Consider the following 18,531-nt stretch of genomic DNA (forward strand, 5'->3'; position numbering starts at 1 on the left):
GAAGACGATGCCCAATGAAAAAACGTGGAAAGAAAATAAGCAGCGGATTAAGGCAGGCGGGGCGGAAAAGTATCATGAAAAAAATGCCCAAAAGGGGAAATTGTTCGTCCGTGAACGCCTGAGGCTGCTTTTTGACGACGATATCGATGTGGAAGATGCTTTCTTTGCAAACTGTATGGACGAATCACTCCCTGCGGACGGTGTTGTGACGGGAATAGGAAAAATTAACGGCGAAGATGTCTGTGTGATGGCTAACGATTCAACTGTGAAGGCAGGCTCGTGGGGGGCACGAACGGTAGAGAAGATCATACGCATCCAGGAAACAGCAATGAAACTTAATCTGCCGATGCTGTATCTCGTTGATTCCGCAGGAGCACGTATTACAGATCAAATCGATATGTTTCCGAACAGACGCGGAGCCGGTAGAATTTTTCACAATCAAATAAAATTGAGCGGTCGTGTCCCGCAGGTCTGCCTTCTCTTCGGTCCATCTGCAGCAGGTGGGGCTTATATCCCGGCTTTCTGCGACATCGTTGTCATGGTCGATGGTAATGCTTCTATGTATCTTGGATCCCCGAGAATGGCAGAGAAAGTTATCGGTGAGAAAGTGTCATTGGAAGAAATGGGCGGGGCAAGAATGCACTGTTCGGTTTCCGGTTGTGGCGATGTTCTCGCCAAAGATGAATCGGAAGCTGTCCAATTTGCAAGGGACTATTTAAGCTACTTCCCGCAGAGCCATAAGGAGCGGCCGAAGAAAAAGACGCCACTTGCACCGGGAGACTTTGACAAATCCATCGGTGACTTGATCCCTTCCAATCAAAATGCGCCCTTTGATATGTATCAGCTGATAGACAGGTTGATTGATGAAGGTTCTTTCTGTGAAATCAAAAAGAAGTTTGCGCCCGAACTCATTACAGGTCTCGCACGAATCGAAGGAAGAAGTGTCGGTGTGATTGCCAACCAGCCGCGTGCAAAAGGCGGTGTCCTGTTTCCTGATTCTGCAGATAAAGCTGCTAAGTTCATTCAGCTATGTGATGCGTTCCATATACCCCTTCTCTTTCTTGCCGATATTCCAGGCTTCATGATCGGAACAAAGGTGGAACGCGCCGGAATCATCCGGCACGGGGCCAAAATGCTGTCTGCCATGAGTGAAGCGACCGTTCCTAAAATATCAGTGATTGTAAGAAAAGCATATGGTGCGGGATTGTATGCTATGGCAGGTCCTGCGTTTGAACCGGATGCATGTCTTGCTCTTCCGTCTGCTCAAATTGCCGTCATGGGACCGGAAGCAGCCGTGAACGCTGTGTATGCAAACAAAATAGCGGAACTTCCGGAAGAGGACCGTCCCGCTTTTATTCAGGAAAAGCAGCAGGAGTATAAGGAGAACATTGATGTATACAGACTGGCATCTGAAATGATCATAGATGATATAGTGGAACCGGATGCACTTCGTTCTGCCTTGGCTATTCGTTTCCAGGCTTACGAACGAAAGGACATCATCTTCACAGAAAGAAAGCACGGTGTTTATCCCGTTTAAAAAAAGCCCCTGATCCTTCTTGGACCAGGGGCTTTTTTTATTCTCTCTCATTCAAATGGGAAGCACCGATCTTCCTTATTTCTTCGACCGTATCCGGATTTTCAAGCGCACTCAAATCACCGGATGAATGATTCAAATATGCGGATTTGATGGCCCTTCTCATCACTTTCGCATTTCTCGTTTTTGGTAAATCTTTGACGAAATGCATGCGCTTCGGGGCAAGCGCTTTGCCAAGTTTCCTTTCCATATATAGCTGCAATTCTTCTAAAAGGACATCTCCTTCTTCGTACAAGGGGGACAAGATGACGAAGGCGACAGGCTCTTCTCCTTTGATTGCATGCGGGACCCCGATGACACCTGCTTCACTAACGGCCTCGTGATCAACAAGGACCGATTCGACTTCAGCAGGACCGAGCCTTTTCCCGGCTACATTGAGGACATCATCCGATCGCCCGGTAATGGTAAAATAACCTTTTTCATCTTTTAAAGCCCAGTCTCCGTGGACCCACGTGTCTTTAAAACGGTTCCAGTAAGTGGATAGGTAACGTTTATCATCTTGATAAAAACTATTTGTCATCCCTACCCACGGAGTTTTGATAACCAGCTCTCCTACTTCATTCGTTACAGATTCCCCTCGCTCATTCCATACATCCGCATCCATACCTGGAAGTGCTGCATTGAACGTGACCGGTTGAATCGGCTTGATCAATACATTTCCTAAAATCCCTCCCGAAATTTCCGTACCGCCGGAATAGTTGAAGATCGGTACTTTTTTCTGACCGGCATGCTTAAACAGCCAGTGCCAGGGATCGGGATTCCATGGTTCTCCAGTGGATGCAATGAGCTTCAAAGAGGTTTTATCATGTTGTCGCAGCCACTCTTTCCCGTGCCTCATTAACGAACGGACGAGAGTGGGGGATATCCCTAAGTGAGTCACCTTGTACCGTTCAACCAGTTCCCATAACCGTGAGGGGGCGGGATAGTCCGGTGTTCCTTCGAAAAGGACGACGGAAGCTCCGTTAATCAGGCCTCCATAGACGAGAAAAGGCCCCATCATCCATCCCATATCCGTGTACCAGAACACCGTGTCCCCTGCTCGGACATCCATACAGATACCTGCGTCAAATGCCGCTTTTATCGGAAAACCGGCGTGAGAATGGACAGCTCCTTTTGGTTTTCCAGTCGTTCCTGACGTATAAATAATCATAAAAGGATCGTCTGCATGCATGGGTTCTGTTTTGAAAGCGTTACCATTTTTCCTTAAAGAAGACCACTGTACATCCCTGTAAGGATTCCAGTCGATTTCTATACCTGTCCTTTCTACAACAATAATGTGTTCAAGGGAAGGACAATGATCAGCAGCAAGGTCTGCTTCGTCTTTCATTCGAATCGATTTGCCGCGCCGGAAGAAACCATCCGCAGTAATGAGAGCTTTTGCCTTGGAAGCCTTTAATCTAGACAGAAGTGCTTCTTCCTTGTAACCGGAGAATGCTGGTGAGAAAACGGCGCCTGTTTTGGACAGGGCGAGCATGGCAATCACTGTTTCGGGAATCATCGGCATGTACAGAAGGACATTGTCTCCTTGTGTGATTCCAAGACTATTCAAACCATTTGCAATGCGGTTCACTTCGTCATGGAGCTCTTGGTACGTATAAGAAAGGCGCACACCATCATCACCTTCCCAGTAGAGAGCGACAGCGTTCTTCTTAAAAGGGTTCCCTGCCCATCGATCCAAAGCCAAATGAGCGACATTCATTATACCACCATCAAACCATTTCGGGAACGCAGGACCGGCGGAGAGATCCAGCGTTTTCTTAAATGGGGTGTACCACTCCACTCCAAGCTCGTTTACAACTTCTTTCCAGAACCAGTCGGGGTCTTCTACAGACTTTTGGTGAAAAGAGTCATAATCAGTAAATCCAAGTTTTTTCATCCATTGGAATAACCGGGTAGATTCAGCCTGTGTGGGATCAGGCATCCATACATTTTCGTGCTTGGACATAAGCAAAAACCCCCAGAATTCAGAATTGTCTTTCTTTTTATTATACATGATTAATAAGGGTGGAGGAATGTTTGCGCATTTTTCACAAATAATTCCTTGGAAAAGGTTGAAAATTTCTATCATTTTCTATACGGTGGGAAAAGTCATGGGATATTTATCCACGAATGACAAATGTACAATAAAGGAGAGAGAAAGATGTTTGAAGGAGCAATTACTTTGTTGATACTTGGGGTTGTCGGTATCATCGCCATTATAGCGGGGATCATTACCCTGATTATTTTCCGCCTGCGTTACAAGACAGCGAGTTCCAATGAAGCACTGATTGTTACAGGACCGAAGCTCGGGGACCCGGAGCAGGAGAAGAATGTGTTTGAAGACGATAACGGGAGGTCCGTCAAGATCATCCGTGGCGGAGGCTACCGGCTTAGAATGTTCCAAACCGCAACGCCTATTGATCTTACATCCTTCCAGCTGCAGGTAAACTCAGAAAAAGCTTACACAAAAGAAGGGATTCCGGTTCGGGTGGCAAGTACAGCCGTCATCAGTATCGGAAGCGAACTTGCAATTATGGCCAATTTTGCCGAGAAGTTTTTAGGGAAAAAGCAAAAAGAAAGGGAAGAGGAGCTAAAAGACGTCTTAAACGGACATCTTCGTTCCATCATTGCCTCCCTTCCTATTGAAAAAATCTATAACGACTTCAAAGAAGTTAATACACAAGTGAAGAAAATTGCAGAGTCTGATTTAAAGGGAATGGGGTTCGAAATCACTTCATTCGCCTTGAATGACGTCGAGGATGTAGATGTGGAGAATGGTTACATAGATGCACTGGGGCGTCCTCATATTGCGGAAGTGCAGAAAAAAGCCAACATGGCTGAATCCGATGCAACGAAAGAAACACGCATCTATCAGGCGAAGAATGACCAGGAAGCGCAGGATGAAGAAAACCGCCGTTTGACTGCTGTTGCAGAGTCAAGAAAAGAAAAAGATATCAAAGAAGCAGAATTTGAGAAGGAAACAAACCGCGCCAAAGCGAATGCAGAGCAGGCAGGAGAACTGGAACGTCAAAAGCTCGCTCAGCAGATCAAAGAAGAAGAGCTCCAAGTCCAGTATATTGAGAAAAAACGAGCCGTTGAATTAGAAGCGGAAGAAAACAAACGGAGACGGTCGATTGCAGATGCAGAGGCTTATGAAGTAACAAAACGGGCTCAGGCGGAAGCGGATAATGAAAGAATTAAAGGGGAATCAGAAGCAGAAGTCATTCGTCAACGCGGAATTGCAGAAGCGGAGTCGAAAGAACGAATGGCGAAAGCAATGGAGCATTACGGAGAAGCGGCCATAATGGAAATGCTGATTAACGTTCTTCCAGAATACGCAGAAAAAGTTTCTCAGCCGCTCAGTCAAATCAAAGATATGAAAGTGATTGATATGGGGGGACAGGACAGCAAAGGCGGCACTGCAAAAGTTGCCAGCAGTGTTACGTCTACGATGCTCGGTATTCAGGAATCACTGAAGGAAACGACCGGGATGGATTTGAAGGCGATGCTGGAGAGTTATGTGTCCAGAGGTGCTGTCCATTCCTTTCATAAAGAGGAAGAGAAGTACAAAGAAGCGGCTGCTGCAAAGGAAGAAAGGGAAGACGAATCGAATCAGCCGTCAGAACGAGAGAAGAAAACAGAAGATGATGCAAATCAGCATTAAAAAGAGAGGCGCACAGATCTGGAAAGGTCTATGCGTCTTTCTTTTACTTGTTTTTCCTAATAGATACGTTTAAGGGATAGACCGGTTGGGGTATTATAATTCTCAGGCATATAAACAGCATGGTCTTTTATTTCTTACATAGTTCACAAATACTTAGCCAGTAATTAATTGTTTCAAAATTGAATTAATGGTAAAGTCAAAAACGTAGAGACCTTAGGTGCACATGAAAGGTGCATCGGAAGGTTTACTGCGCAAAAAGGAATACGAGTATGCTAGATGTTACTAGGAGGTAGGATTATGAGAATTATTGTAGCAGGGGGAGACGGTTTTTGCGGTTGGCCGACAGCATTATACCTATCCAAGCAAGGTCATGATGTAACCATCGTAGATAATTTAGTACGCAGGAAATATGACGATGAGCTGCGGTCCAATTCCGTGACACCAATCGCCACTCTGGAAGAACGGGTAGCGAAGTGGAAAGAAGTGACCGGTAAAGAAATCAAGACATTTATCGGGGATTTGAATCATTACGATTTCCTGAGCGAAGTATTCCGTCAGACAGAGCCGGAAGCTTTTGTGCATTTCGCCGAACAGCGGTCCGCGCCTTATTCCATGATTGACCGCGAACATGCGGTCTATACTCAATCAAACAATGTCATCGGTAACTTAAACGTGCTGTATGCCATTAAAGAATTTGCACCGGAGTGCCATCTGATTAAACTCGGCACGATGGGTGAATACGGAACACCGAATATTGATATAGAAGAAGGATATATTGAAATAGAACATAAAGGACGTAAAGACCTGCTTCCTTACCCGAAACAGCCGGGTTCTTTCTATCACTTGTCCAAAGTGCACGACAGCCATAACATCATGTTTGCGTGTAAGATTTGGGGAATCCGTGCGACAGACTTGAATCAGGGCATTGTTTACGGTCTACATACCAAGGAGACGGCGCTTGATCCGCTGCTTGTGAACCGAGTAGACTATGACGGCGTCTTCGGTACGGCTCTTAACCGTTTTATCAACCAGGCAGCAATTGGTCATGATTTGACGGTGTATGGAAGCGGAGGGCAGACAAGGGCTTTCCTTAACATCGAGGATACCGTCCGCTGTGTGGAAATTGCAGCAGAGAACCCTGCTGACAAAGGAGAATTCCGTGTATTCAACCAGTTCACAGAGTGGTTTTCCGTCATGGAGCTTGCGGAACGTGTCCAGCAGATAGCGAAAGAAGAAGGACTGAACACAAATGTCCAACAGATTGAAAACCCGCGAATAGAGAATGAAGACCATTATTACAATGCGGTGAATACGAAACTGAAAGACTTGGGTCTGGAACCGCACCTCCTGACAGATGATGTCATCCGGGGCATTCTTAAAACAGCGATCGAACATAAAGACCGTATTATTAAAGAGAACGTATTGCCGTCCATTACTTGGAAGTAGGGAGTTTTCCGCTTTGAAAATCGCCATTATTACCGAAACATTCCTTCCATCCACGGATGGAGTCGTAACAAGATTAAAGGAAGCAATCAAATACCTGATCAACCAAGAGCATGAAGTCATAGTCATTGCTCCGGATCTTGGAGTGACAGAATATGAAGGGGCGATTGTCGAAGGGGTTAAACCGACAACCATGCCTTTTTACAGATCCAAAGAGTTTTCGCTCCCGCAGCGACGCGTAAAGGATCTGCTTATCAAACATGACCCAGACCTCGTCCACGTCGTTAATCCGGCCCTCGTCGGGGTCTCAGGGGTGTATTATGCGGACAAATTAAACTACCCGTTGATTGCATCCTATCATACCCATGTACCGAAGTATCTTGATTATTACAGGCTTTATCCATTCAAGCCGCTCGTATGGTGGTATTTCAGGAAGCTGCACAACTATGCAGATGTCAATTTATGTACATCGAGAGCGATCAAACAGGAGCTTGACGATAAGAAGTTCCATAACGTAAGTGTTTGGGATCGGGGGGTGGCTGTGGATCACTATCATCCGCGGCATCGGACTTCTGCGATGAGAGAAAGGCTTTCCGACGGTAATACGGAGAATAAGCTTCTTGTTTTCGTAGGGCGACTGGCGCCTGAGAAGGAGATCCATAAGCTGAAGCCTTTACTTGAATCAAGGGACGATATATCGCTTGCCATCGTAGGGGAAGGGCCTGTCAAAGACCAGCTGGAAAAGACGTTTGAAGGGACCAATACGGTGTTTACAGGGTTGCTCCACGGAGAGGAACTTGCTCAAGCGTTTGCTTCATCGGATGCTTTAATTTTCCCATCTGTAACAGAGACGCTCGGGTTGGTTATTCTTGAAGCGATGGCTTCCGGGCTGCCGGTTGTTGCAGCGAAGAGCGGGCCTACCATGGAACAGGTAGAAGACGGCAGAACAGGCCTGCTGTTTGAAAATGAGAATACAGAAAGCATGATCGCTGCTATTAAGCGCCTGGAAGATGATGATCTGTATGAAGAACTGTGCAGCAACGCAAGAGCTGAAGCAGAGAAATACAGCTGGCAGAAACCATCGGAACAAATTCTTGATTACTATTATGAAACGATAAAAGTTTTCAACGAGAACGAAAGTCCATCGTCCAAAAAAACCAAAATGAAAGTCACAGAGTAATACTCTGTGACTTTTTTCATTGAAACTTAGTAGCAACTCCGAACCTGAAGAATGATACAATCAACAACGGAACATAAGTTCGTGGAAATACAAAACAAAAGTCGTTTAAGATTCTAACTTACAACTTAGTAGCAACTCCGAAAGAAAAATATAAAACACTCAATAAAATGAAAAAAGACCCGGCATACGTGAAATAAAAGGCTGGAAAACTAGGCAGCCGAATTAAAACTTTACTGGATTCTAAAGAAAAAAGCAATGAATAAATGAGGAAGTATGAACGTGGATTTTGTATAGCAGTCATAAAGATGATCTATAGACGGAATAACTAATAAGTGCAACGTCATGATCATTGCTTGGTTAACAAGGAACGATCAACTGATTCATGGAAGAAAAACAAAGCAGATGAGTAATACGAAAAAAACACAATATGAACAAATTGTGTGGTTTAACAAAGTAAAACCAGTAATTGATGCAATTTTGGATCTGTACATTTTTTATCTGTATTGTCTCAATATCAAAAGTATACTTAGTTATTGAGACGGAAAGTCATTATTTTAAATGACTCAGTATAATATATATTATGTAAACTAAGAATATTATTAAAATAAGTAAGCGAGTCATTTGTCTTCTCTCTTTGTTGGTTAACTGCTATAAGAATGATTTGCGAACATTTGTTCCGGGGGTGGTATTTTTGGCACTTAGCATCTTTCATTCCCTTTGTTTTTCTACTGGCGATGAAGTACTCTAAAAGAAATCATAAGTTAAAGGAACGATTCCATGAAAAAACGATTGTTATTTTCCCTTTTAGCAGTTCTGGTGTTCATAATTAGATATATTTCTAAGAACCCCTCCAGCTGCTGCCGACTCGATGCTTCTTTGGTAGAACCTGGTGATTTGTTGTTCTCCCCGATTGGTAAGAAAGAATCATTTTATATCGGACATGTGGGCATCGTAACTGGAGATAATCATGTGGTTCATTCTGTGCCTGCAGGAATTATCCGAGATCCTCTTCCGTATTACTTACAAAAATTTCGTGGAATCGAACGGTACAAACCGAAACAAAAAGATGCGGGCCTGCGTGCTGCGCAGTATATTGATACTCACTATCCCAATCATACACCTGCAGACTACACAATCATCACGACTCTAGGAAGCCGAAGTCACCAGCAGTATTGCAGTAAGATTGTCTGGCAGGCGTATTATTACGGTGCCGGGATTAACCTGGGAAGACAGCCGAAGCTCGCTGTTGCTGTTCATCCACAAGTCTTAAAAGACAGCCGGTATTTTCTTCGAATGGAACGTTTGACATAACAAAAACGCTGCTGTGAAGCGTTACACAGTAGCGTTTTTGTTTAACTCGTTCATGAAAACGGTCTCGGGTAGTATTTCTATGGATGCTCCCTGACTTAACAGCTGTTCAGCTCGTTCAAGTTTTGTTGTTTTTTCTCCATTTAAATAGTTATCATACGTTTTAGATCCCACCACTACATAATTGGTTGTTGACTCAATCTGAGGGTGCCAAACGGCTCCTGCACGTTTGATTTGTTCTACTGCGTCTTGTCTTTTCAACCCATTTAATCTCCCTGTAAAAGCAATCGTACAACCGGCATACGGGTGATTGTGATTTATTTCTTTGGTTGCTGCAGCAAATGTATGGCCAGTAGATTTCCTGGCCTTTTTTCGTTTGTTGATCCGGGCCGGTTCATATCCACCGTCGAAAATCATGCCATTTGTTGTCCCCGTCTTTTCTATTAAGTCTTTGAGGTTTACGGCGCCAAGTTCTTTTTTTGCTTCAAGAAGGATAAAGGCGGAGGCTTTAGCGTCTTCCAAGGCATGGTGGTGATGGAAAGCAAAGCCCAGGTGGTCAGCCACGACATTTAATTTGTATTTTGGGAGATCCCATGTTTTTTTTGCAATATTGACGGTACAGTTGTATGCAAGCATAGGATACGGAAGTTGGTAAGCATCGAGCACAGCTCGAAGCACGCCGATGTCAAACGGGGCATTATGAGCGACCACCAGCTTCCCTTCCACCATCTGCTTTATCTCCCTTTCCCAAAGAATGTCGAACGTATCGGCATCAGCTACATCCTCCGGAGTAATTCCGTGTACTTGAATATTGATTGGTGCGAAATAATTGTTCTTCGGTTGGACGAGCCTGTAATACTCCTGAACAATTTCTTCATTATCATACTCAACTATTCCGATGGAACAAACGGAAGAGCGTTCTCTGTTGGCTGTTTCAAAATCGAGAGCGATAAAATTCATAAAATGCTCCTTTATTAACGTTTTACCTCTATCATAAAATGAATACAGCCTCCCCGTCTATCATCAAGCCTTATTGTATAAATTTGACCTTGCCACTGGAGTCTGAATTGTGAAAAATATGGGTGCACACAAACTGAAACTCGTGGAAGACCTGGAGAAACACTAGGCGTCGTTTTGATCGCTTTTGATTCAAAATATAAGAACAAGAAACACGAACATTAGTTCTCCCCTTCGCATTTTTGGCATTTTCGGCATGAAACGAATAAAAAACACATCAAATCGATGTGTTTTTTGTGTTAATTTTTATAAACGCTCCATTTTTGTTCGATCGGTGTCCGCGTTTTCGTTTTTGGTTCGTGATCAAAAAAGCCCATGTGGATGAATCCGACAATCTTCTCTCCCTGTTCGACTCCTAATAAACGACGAACTTTCGGCTCATGAATCTGCGGGTTTGTTTTCCATACGACTCCGAGTCCTCTCTCCCATGCCAGCAGCTGGAAATTCTGAAGCAAGCAGCTGATTGCTCCAAAGTTCTCTTCCCATTGTTTCTGTCGCGGGTCCTCTTCCATAACCGCAATTAAAAAGGCAGTCGGCTGGCTGAAATAATTTCTCCTGTTTTCCTGCATGTCTTTAGGGAATGTCTGAACAAGTGATTCAACAAACCCCTCTTTCTCTTCTTCTGGTATGTAGATAAACCTCCAAGGTTCCCTTAAGCCGTGAGTTGGTGCCCAACAGGCATCATCCAGAAGCTCCTTTACTAATTCCTGAGGGACAGGCTCATTGTTGTAGCCGGTTTTTACTGATCGTCGTTCCCTGATAATTTTTGCTAAATCTGATTTAGTCGTTTCCATTATTGTTCCCCTTTATCTGGTTTATGATAAAGATAATGATAATCCTTCTCAATTATAGTGTCAAGCATCCATTTAACTACTGAAGATACTTAAAGATGTATATTTATCTCCATAAAAAAAAGAACTTCTTTATCCTTATGGATGATTGAAGTTCTTTTTATATTGTTCGGAGTTGCTACTAAGTATTATTCCGAGTGGTGTTTGATGACAGTTTTACCATCTTTAAACTCGATTTTGGACTGTTTCAGCAGCTGTCCCAACGCCCGTTTGAAAGCTGCTTTGCTGATCTGGAACTGATTCCGGATGGCTTCTGGATCGCTCTTATCATTTAGGAACATGACTCCATCGTTTTCTTGGAGAAAATCATAAATGATCTCGGCATCTTCCTTCATGCTTTCCTGCTTCAAAGGTCGTAGAGTCAGATTAATGGTACCATCATCCTTTACGTCGATTACCCTTGCCGTTACTGTTTGTCCAAGCCGAGGCTCTTCCTTTCGCTCACTGGGATGAATAAAGCCTCTGTACCCTTCTCCTGTAAGGACTGCTGAACCTGATTTAGTCGCTTTATACACTCTTGCGGTCACTTCCTGGTTGATCAACGTTTCCGGCGCTTTCTCCAGATCGTCCATGACCTCTTGTTCCGATATTGGTTCTGCTACAAGGCGACCCTTTTTATCGGTTTCCAGACTGACGAACAAATAGTCCCCTTCTTTCGGCCATGCGGATTTCAGTAACGGGAGTTCATCGGAAGATACGAGAATATCCTTACCTTGAAGACCGATATCGACAAATACCCCCATAGGAGCCATGTACTCGACGACTTCTGCCCATCCATAGGAATCCCTTGTGACATCCGGAATATCCATCGTAGCTGTCTCGGTGCCTTTTTTATCCGTGTAAATAAAAGCATCAACGATCTGACCGATTTCCATCTCGCCCTGGATTTCTTCATCAGGTATGATGATTTCCTTCGTTCCGTCAGTGGCCGCAAAACCGCCGGTGATCTTTTTTAGGATCTCTAATTTTTGTATGGTTCCCAGATTTTTATTTTCACTCATTTTATAGCCATCCTTTATAAACATAATACTCCCTATTATAGCTTACCTTACCCCGTTTTAAAATGGGCTCTTTATGTAAACGCAAATGAAAAGAGCGCGGCACTTGCCGCGCTCTACGCTGGTGATTAATACCACCAAGAAGCTCCTACAATAATGAGGAGAATAAACAATACGACAATCAACGCGAATCCTCCACCATATCCTTTACTCATTCCAAATCCCCCCTTTCTACTGTATATGCAGAAAGGGGCGAATTGGTTTGGGTGAATAATAATAGAGGGGTTCCGCGCATAGTTTACATTAGTTCGGCCAACAGTTCATAGGAACGCTTTTTCTTATTAAAGTCATAGATATTGGTAATCACTAAGAATTCTTCCGTTCCGTATTTTTCTGCTAAAAGGTCAAGCTCCCTTTTTACATGGTGAGGATCTCCTATGATGCAGCGACGCCTGTTGCTGCGAATCTTTTCCATCTCTTTCTCCGTGTACGTACGTGCGCTCGCTTCTTCTACAGAAGCGATTCTCGTTTCTAATCCTTTCTCCACTTCAAGAAGCCACAAATCCTGACTTGCTGCCAGTCTTTCTGCCTCTTCCTGCGTGTCTGCACAAACGACGAAAACACAAACGTTTACTTGCGGCATCTTTAAACTCTTAGAGGGGCGAAAACGTTCTCTGTAGGTACGAACAGCTTCCTCCCCTTTATCAGGACTGATAAAGTGCCCCATCGTAAATCCAGTACCATATAACGCTGCGTGCTTCGCTCCACGCTCGCTCAAGCCGAGTACCCACATAGACGGTACTGTCTTCGTGGCAGGGCGAGCTGAAACTCCATAATACTCGTGTCCTTTAGGAATATCTCCATGAAGGAACTGCTGCAGCTCCTTTACCTGCCTGGAGAACGAGTGAAGCGGTTTTTCCATTCCATCCGTCAAAGCAAGCCTCGTCCTTTTTCCACCTCCAGGGGAACGACCGACACCAAGATCGATTCTCTCCGGATGGAATGCTTCCAATACCCGGAACGTTTCAGCAACTTTCAATGGACTATACTGCGGCAGGAGCACTCCACCAGATCCAACCCGAAGCCTTCTCGTAGAAGCCGCGATCTGACCAATTAATATCTCCGGTGAAGATCCCGCGAGGCCATTTGTGTTATGATGTTCTGCTACCCAATAACGGTGATAACCCAGTTGTTCCGTATGAACGGCAAGCTGAATCGTTTGCTGCAACGCTTCTTCTGCTGTCTGCCCTTTTGATATAGGACTCTGATCTAAGACACTCAGCCTCATGTGTGCCCCTCCTAACGGTAAACGTCGGACATAATCTTTTTCAAAATAAAAATCTGTTCCTCAAACAAAAGTTTATATCTCTTCTTCAATACGTCGAACTCTTCTTTCCCATCATCCGTAAGGCTGTACCAATACACCTTCTGACGTTTCCGATCATGTGACTTATAGTCTTCCTTCCGGTATAATAACCCCTGCTCTGTCATTTCATGAAGGGTGTCGAGAAGTGTTGAAGGCGCCGGTACCCAATTGTTGGTCAACTGTTTAAATTCGGCCTTGAAATGCTCACTGATCATCGGTTGACGGAGTTGCAGAAGGTGCATAATATAGAACTTGGTGAACTGAGCAGCACTCATGTTCAAAGCGAATCGCTTCGGATTGTTTTTGTGTGACAATGGTTCCACCTCCATTGATTGCATTGCTTGTTACTATTTTACAATAAATGAGGGGTCTTTTGTCGACTATTACGCACATTCGTTCGCTTATTGTATGTTTTTTTATTTCATTCGGAGTTGCTACTAAGTTTTAAGTGGGATGATTATTGAAAACGAAAGCCGATTTTTCCGAAATTACCGCTGTTCTTTAAATACTCAAATGCCTCAACAGGTTGATCGGGCTTAAACAGCTTGTCTACCTGAGGATGAATGTCATTCTCTTCAATGAATGAAAGCATTTCCCGGAACTCCTCCGCACTTCCCATGGTTGATCCGAGAATGTTTTGCTGAGCATAAAAAAACTTCCGGATATCAATGGTTACTTCATCCTCCGTCGTCGCTCCAAAAGTAACAAGCGTTCCTCCTTTTCTCAGGACCTCCAAAGATTTATGGAATGTAGCCTTGCCGATGCTTTCAATAGACAAATCAATCGTTTCTTCCGCGAGCTCCTCTTTCCAATCGCTTTCTGTCATAACTGCAGCATCTGCACCGATCGCAAGCGCTGCCTCCAGCTTTTCTTTCGAACGGGATGTTACGATAACACGAGCTCCTTTTGCTTTGGCGAATTTAAGAGCAAAGGTAAGGACACCACTTCCGATGCCGGGTAACAACACCGTCTGACCTGCTTTAATTTGCCCCCTGGTCACTAAAGCGCGGTAGGCTGTAAGAGCAGCTAATGGAAGAACTCCGGCTTCTTCGAAAGATAGATGCGACGGTTTCTTTTCTACGTGTGCTTCGGAACAGCAGTAATATTCAGCAAATGCTCCATGATCCGGCAACCCTACAATTTCAAACCCTTCCGGAGGATATTCGCTTTTCTTTTCCCAACCGAGACCAGGATTAATAACTACTTCGTCCCCCTCTCGAAATCGCTGTACATCCTCTCCAACCGCTTCGATAACTCCCGAGGCATCAGATCCGGGAATTAATGGCGCATCCGTTCCTTTATGCCTCTTTGTAACCACAGCTACATCTCTTCTGTTCATACCTGCTGTATGTACCTTAATTAATACATCCTTACCTGTCGGCCGCTCCATATTCATTTCCTTATATTGAAGACCTTCCAAACCATCTTTTCGTTCGTGGACAATTGCTTTCATAATTAACGTACCCCTTTCCGTGTCAAGATGCTATTAGTCTACCAAGAAGGAACCGTGGATCCAACTATATCGACTCCAAAATAAAAAGCCCTTTGTCGGTGATAGACAAAGGGCTTGATATTATAAAAGATAGAAGATAGCTGTAAAAAGAAGGGGCAACACTTCCGTTTTAGTCAGCTAGAACTTGAACTTTTACTGTCTTGCGTCCGAAATCAAGTGCAGAAGCACGATCCTTCATGTAAACATCAATTTTGTTTCCGTTGATTGCTCCGCCGGTGTCTCCAGCAATCGCTGTACCATAACCTTCTACATACACCTTAGAACCAAGCGGGATAACGTTAGGGTCAACGGCGATTACTTTAAGGTCAGGATTTGCTTTCAAGTCGATTCCTGTTGCCGTTACACCGCTGCATCCAGCACAGTTTGCTGTGTAAGCAGTAGCAGAAGCAGTGATTTCTTTAACTACATCATTGCTTGTACCTTTATTGGAAGTGTTTGTCTGAACAGCTTCTTTTGTACTCTCTTTAGGTGCACTTGCCTCTTTTGGTGCGCTCGTTTCTTTCGGCGCACTTGCTTCCGGCTGTTCCGTTGTGCTAGGAGCAGATGCTTTCGGCTGGACAGATGCCTGACCGTCTACTTTGAATTGGTCACCAGGGTAAATGAGGGTGGAAGATAGGTTGTTCCACGCCATCAACTGATCTACGGAAATATTGAATTTTTGGCTAATGGCGAACAACGTATCTCCGGACTTCACTGTGTACGTGGATGCGTTCGAAGATTTAGGAGATGTAGAGTTCGTTGCGTCATTGGATACTGTTAACGTTTGATTAGGGTAGATGATATTAGAATTCAAGCCGTTCCAAGATTTCAAATCATTTACAGATACGTTATGTTTTTGTGAAATACTCCAAAGGGTGTCACCCTTGTTGATACTATATTCTTCGGCACTGACAGATGTCGCAAATGCACCGGTAAGTGCTACGGTAGCTGCAACAGAAAATACGGTTTTTTTCATGAGATTCTGCCTCCTCTTGTTTGGTCGATCACCTTCGTACTTGCCCCGTGATCAGGTCACATTTACAAGAATACCAGAATCTTCATGGATTTTAAGAACAAACAAGCAACAGTTTGATTGCAAAGATAACATCTATATTTCAGTCCCATTACAAAAAGGGCATTCGTAGCATGAAAATGCCAAAAATACCCTCATAGAGCCTTTTATCGACAGAATTTACGGAATATATTTTCTTTTTTCTTACATTATTGATACCACGACTGTAAGAAATAAAACATAATTTATCAAAAAAAAGCACCTGTCTTATTGCTAAGAACAGATGCTTTCTCTCTATTAAGCGTACATTTTTTTAACTTGCTTTTGAACTTCCGCATCTTCCAGAAACTCATCATAGCTCATCTCTTTGTCTACAATACCGTTAGGAGCCACTTCGATAATGCGGTTGGCAATCGTCTGAATGAACTCATGGTCATGGGAAGCGAAAAGGATGGAACCTTTAAAGTTAATCAACCCTTTGTTCAACGCTGTAATAGATTCCAAATCAAGGTGGTTGGTCGGTTCATCCAACAGGAGAACGTTCGAACCGGAAAGCATCATTTTGGAAAGCATACAACGTACTTTCTCTCCCCCGGACAAGACTTTCGCCTTTTTCAACGCTTCTTCTCCAGAAAACAGCATCCTACCGAGGAAACCACGCAGGAATGTTTCTGTTTCATCCTCTGGCGAATACTGGCGCAGCCATTCAACAAGGCTGAGCTCCGAGCCTTCAAAGAATTCAGAGTTATCCTTAGGGAAATAGCTTTGTGAAGTTGTGATCCCCCACTTATAGGTTCCTTCATCCGGTTCCATTTCACCCGTCAGAATTTGGAACAACGTCGTTTTCGCCACTTCATTGGAACCGACGAAGGCAACTTTATCATCTTTGTTCAAAGTGAAGCTGATCCCGTCCAGCACTTTGACGCCGTCTATAGTTTTTGTAAGGTTTTCTACCGTCAACAAGTCATTCCCGATTTCCCTATCCGCTTGGAAAGCGATGTAAGGATATTTCCTTGAAGAAGGCTGAATATCATCCAATGTAATTTTCTCCAGCAGCTTCTTCCTGGACGTCGCTTGCTTCGATTTAGAAGCGTTCGCACTGAAACGAGCGATAAATTCCTTCAAATCGTTAATCTTTTCTTCCTTCTTCTTGTTTTGTTCCTGAGCCATTTTGAGAGCCAGCTGGCTGGATTCATACCAGAAATCATAGTTGCCTACATAAATCTGGATCTTACCGAAATCAAGGTCTGCAATGTGTGTACAAACATTGTTCAGGAAGTGGCGGTCGTGGGATACGACAATGACCGTATTTTCAAAACCGATGAGGAAATCTTCCAGCCATTGAATCGCTTTAATGTCCAGGTGGTTGGTAGGCTCATCCAGAAGAAGGACATCCGGATTTCCAAAAAGAGCTTGTGCAAGAAGCACTTTCACTTTATCAGAGCCCTCCAGCTCACTCATCTTCTTCTCATGAAGATCTTCATCGATCCCAAGCCCCTTGAGAAGGCGGGCAGCATCAGAATCCGCTTCCCAACCATTCATTTCAGCGAATTCTCCTTCGAGTTCCGCTGCACGCATACCGTCTTCTTCGGTGAAGTCGCCCTTCATATAAATGGCATCTTTCTCTTTCATCACTTCATACAAACGGGCATGTCCCATAATAACGGTTTCGAGTACGGCGTAATCGTCATATTCGAAATGGTTCTGCTTCAAGACAGCAAGGCGCTGATCTTTCTTCAGCGATACTTCTCCCGTCTGCGGTTCGATCTCCCCGCTCAAAATTTTCAGAAACGTCGATTTTCCTGCACCATTCGCACCGATAAGTCCATAACAGTTACCAGGCGTGAACTTTATATTGACATCTTCGAACAGCTTTTGATCTCCGAAACGAAGACTCACATTGTTTACATTCAGCATAAATTAATCCTCCAGTGTTAACGTAGTAGACCATTAAGAATTATAACATTCATCCCCTCGGAATGAACAGAAGAAAAGAAAAGCGATTGCTCCATGGCAACCGCTTTTCTTTATGATTGGGATTTATAGTAGAGACTGTTATTTTCCACAACCTGAAGGACTTTGTTTTCTTCCTCCATCGGGCTGCCGCACATAGGACACTTCTTATCATCATTCGTTCTAAAGTTATCTCTCATCCAACAGTTACAATCATCGGATGTACACACCCAGATTTTTGTATCTTCTTCTTTGATTTCAGCCTGGTTTTTTTTACCGAAAGCCATGATGTAGCCTCCTTTAGACTTGAAATGATATAAAAGAGACTGACCCGAAAAGCCAGTCTCTTTATATTTGTGTTTTTATATTTTTGTTACGTTTGCAGCCTGTGGCCCGCGGTTTCCTTCTGTAACTTCAAACTCTACAGCTTGACCTTCTTCAAGAGATTTGAAGCCTTCTTCGTTGATCGCGCTGAAGTGTACGAATACATCGTCTTCGCCCTCAACTTCGATGAAACCGAAACCTTTTTCCGCGTTGAACCACTTAACTGTACCTGTTTTCATAGGGATGGATCCTCCAATATTTCTAAAATTAATATGCGTTCATTCATGAAAATCACATATTATGAAAAGTACCCTAAAAAGGATCACTCTTTATAACATGTATTTTCTTAA

Annotated in this window: 17 protein-coding genes; 5 read left to right on the forward strand and 12 right to left on the reverse strand. The window is 43.8% G+C overall.

The genetic code is table 11. The features are described 5' to 3' along the window. The first annotated feature begins 7 nt into the window (after positions 1-7). Entirely contained in the window at positions 8-1,537 is a 1,530-nt protein-coding gene (locus M662_RS09840; protein WP_026577409.1) for an acyl-CoA carboxylase subunit beta, read from the forward strand. Between the two features lie 37 nt (positions 1,538-1,574). Here M662_RS09840 and M662_RS09845 read toward each other — a convergent pair whose 3' ends face one another. Next, positions 1,575-3,539, reverse strand: coding sequence for an AMP-binding protein (locus M662_RS09845; protein ID WP_026577408.1), 1,965 nt, complete (start codon positions 3,537-3,539; stop codon positions 1,575-1,577). 195 nt (positions 3,540-3,734) lie between these two features. Here M662_RS09845 and M662_RS09850 point away from each other — a divergent pair, with 195 nt between their 5' ends. The 4 genes from M662_RS09850 (at position 3,735) to M662_RS09865 (ending at position 9,171) form a co-directional block, all read left to right on the forward strand. After that, a complete protein-coding gene (locus M662_RS09850) occupies positions 3,735-5,237 on the forward strand; it encodes a flotillin family protein (protein WP_026577407.1) in 1,503 nt (500 codons plus the stop codon). A gap of 297 nt (positions 5,238-5,534) precedes the next feature. Then, entirely contained in the window at positions 5,535-6,683 is a 1,149-nt protein-coding gene (locus tag M662_RS09855) for an NAD-dependent epimerase/dehydratase family protein (RefSeq protein ID WP_008638163.1), read from the forward strand. Between the two features lie 13 nt (positions 6,684-6,696). Next, positions 6,697-7,860 (forward strand): glycosyltransferase family 4 protein, encoded by a 1,164-nt coding sequence (locus M662_RS09860; RefSeq protein WP_062513464.1) that lies wholly within the window; start codon positions 6,697-6,699, stop codon positions 7,858-7,860. Between the two features lie 777 nt (positions 7,861-8,637). Then, positions 8,638-9,171, forward strand: coding sequence for a YiiX/YebB-like N1pC/P60 family cysteine hydrolase (locus M662_RS09865; protein WP_026577406.1), 534 nt, complete (start codon positions 8,638-8,640; stop codon positions 9,169-9,171). A gap of 21 nt (positions 9,172-9,192) precedes the next feature. Here the strand turns inward: M662_RS09865 and M662_RS09870 are convergent, their stop codons facing one another. From M662_RS09870 to M662_RS09920, 11 genes are all read right to left on the reverse strand, one after another. Continuing rightward, complete coding sequence (locus M662_RS09870) at positions 9,193-10,128, reverse strand: exonuclease domain-containing protein (protein ID WP_152522193.1); 936 nt, start codon at positions 10,126-10,128, stop codon at positions 9,193-9,195. A 296-nt stretch (positions 10,129-10,424) separates the two neighbouring features. Next, positions 10,425-10,979 carry a nitroreductase family protein gene (locus M662_RS09875; RefSeq protein WP_008640036.1) on the reverse strand — a complete coding sequence of 185 codons (555 nt, stop codon included), beginning with the start codon at positions 10,977-10,979 and terminating at the stop codon, positions 10,425-10,427. Between the two features lie 185 nt (positions 10,980-11,164). Further along, positions 11,165-12,037, reverse strand: coding sequence for a CvfB family protein (locus tag M662_RS09880; RefSeq protein WP_026577405.1), 873 nt, complete (start codon positions 12,035-12,037; stop codon positions 11,165-11,167). A gap of 125 nt (positions 12,038-12,162) precedes the next feature. Further along, positions 12,163-12,249: a YjcZ family sporulation protein gene (locus M662_RS09885; RefSeq protein WP_008640034.1), complete on the reverse strand. Its 87-nt coding sequence runs from the start codon at positions 12,247-12,249 to the stop codon at positions 12,163-12,165. 83 nt (positions 12,250-12,332) lie between these two features. After that, the gene (locus tag M662_RS09890; protein ID WP_026577404.1) at positions 12,333-13,322 is read right to left on the reverse strand and encodes an LLM class flavin-dependent oxidoreductase; all 990 of its coding nucleotides are present in this window, start codon (positions 13,320-13,322) and stop codon (positions 12,333-12,335) included. An 11-nt stretch (positions 13,323-13,333) separates the two neighbouring features. Next, complete coding sequence (locus M662_RS09895) at positions 13,334-13,714, reverse strand: PadR family transcriptional regulator (protein WP_008640031.1); 381 nt, start codon at positions 13,712-13,714, stop codon at positions 13,334-13,336. Positions 13,715-13,857: 143 nt separating this feature from the next. Further along, positions 13,858-14,853, reverse strand: a complete 996-nt coding sequence (locus tag M662_RS09900; RefSeq protein ID WP_026577403.1) for a zinc-binding dehydrogenase — start codon at positions 14,851-14,853, stop codon at positions 13,858-13,860. 169 nt (positions 14,854-15,022) lie between these two features. Then, entirely contained in the window at positions 15,023-15,868 is an 846-nt protein-coding gene (locus tag M662_RS09905) for a LysM peptidoglycan-binding and 3D domain-containing protein (RefSeq protein WP_026577402.1), read from the reverse strand. Between the two features lie 333 nt (positions 15,869-16,201). Next, a complete protein-coding gene (locus M662_RS09910) occupies positions 16,202-17,821 on the reverse strand; it encodes an ABC-F family ATP-binding cassette domain-containing protein (protein ID WP_008640025.1) in 1,620 nt (539 codons plus the stop codon). Positions 17,822-17,931: 110 nt separating this feature from the next. Beyond that, positions 17,932-18,144: a cold-shock protein gene (locus M662_RS09915; RefSeq protein WP_026577401.1), complete on the reverse strand. Its 213-nt coding sequence runs from the start codon at positions 18,142-18,144 to the stop codon at positions 17,932-17,934. 75 nt (positions 18,145-18,219) lie between these two features. Beyond that, positions 18,220-18,420 carry a cold-shock protein gene (locus M662_RS09920; RefSeq protein WP_008640023.1) on the reverse strand — a complete coding sequence of 67 codons (201 nt, stop codon included), beginning with the start codon at positions 18,418-18,420 and terminating at the stop codon, positions 18,220-18,222. Positions 18,421-18,531: the final 111 nt, after the last annotated feature.

It is taken from the genome of Bacillus sp. SB49 (assembly GCF_000469135.2).
Classification (GTDB): domain Bacteria; phylum Bacillota; class Bacilli; order Bacillales; family Halobacillaceae; genus Halobacillus.

Bases quoted from the DNA above. Each gene is read 5' to 3' on its own strand.
- M662_RS09915 (WP_026577401.1), bottom strand. From the start codon at position 18,144: ATGGCTTTCGGTAAAAAAAACCAGGCTGAAATCAAAGAAGAAGATACA.
- M662_RS09885 (WP_008640034.1), bottom strand. From the start codon at position 12,249: ATGAGTAAAGGATATGGTGGAGGATTCGCGTTGATTGTCGTATTGTTT.
- M662_RS09855 (WP_008638163.1), top strand. From the start codon at position 5,535: ATGAGAATTATTGTAGCAGGGGGAGACGGTTTTTGCGGTTGGCCGACA.
- M662_RS09910 (WP_008640025.1), bottom strand. From the start codon at position 17,821: ATGCTGAATGTAAACAATGTGAGTCTTCGTTTCGGAGATCAAAAGCTG.
- M662_RS09870 (WP_152522193.1), bottom strand. From the start codon at position 10,128: ATGAATTTTATCGCTCTCGATTTTGAAACAGCCAACAGAGAACGCTCT.
- M662_RS09850 (WP_026577407.1), top strand. From the start codon at position 3,735: ATGTTTGAAGGAGCAATTACTTTGTTGATACTTGGGGTTGTCGGTATC.
- M662_RS09920 (WP_008640023.1), bottom strand. From the start codon at position 18,420: ATGAAAACAGGTACAGTTAAGTGGTTCAACGCGGAAAAAGGTTTCGGT.
- M662_RS09880 (WP_026577405.1), bottom strand. From the start codon at position 12,037: ATGAGTGAAAATAAAAATCTGGGAACCATACAAAAATTAGAGATCCTA.
- M662_RS09890 (WP_026577404.1), bottom strand. From the start codon at position 13,322: ATGAGGCTGAGTGTCTTAGATCAGAGTCCTATATCAAAAGGGCAGACA.
- M662_RS09865 (WP_026577406.1), top strand. From the start codon at position 8,638: ATGAAAAAACGATTGTTATTTTCCCTTTTAGCAGTTCTGGTGTTCATA.
- M662_RS09840 (WP_026577409.1), top strand. From the start codon at position 8: ATGCCCAATGAAAAAACGTGGAAAGAAAATAAGCAGCGGATTAAGGCA.
- M662_RS09875 (WP_008640036.1), bottom strand. From the start codon at position 10,979: ATGGAAACGACTAAATCAGATTTAGCAAAAATTATCAGGGAACGACGA.
- M662_RS09845 (WP_026577408.1), bottom strand. From the start codon at position 3,539: ATGTCCAAGCACGAAAATGTATGGATGCCTGATCCCACACAGGCTGAA.
- M662_RS09900 (WP_026577403.1), bottom strand. From the start codon at position 14,853: ATGAAAGCAATTGTCCACGAACGAAAAGATGGTTTGGAAGGTCTTCAA.
- M662_RS09905 (WP_026577402.1), bottom strand. From the start codon at position 15,868: ATGAAAAAAACCGTATTTTCTGTTGCAGCTACCGTAGCACTTACCGGT.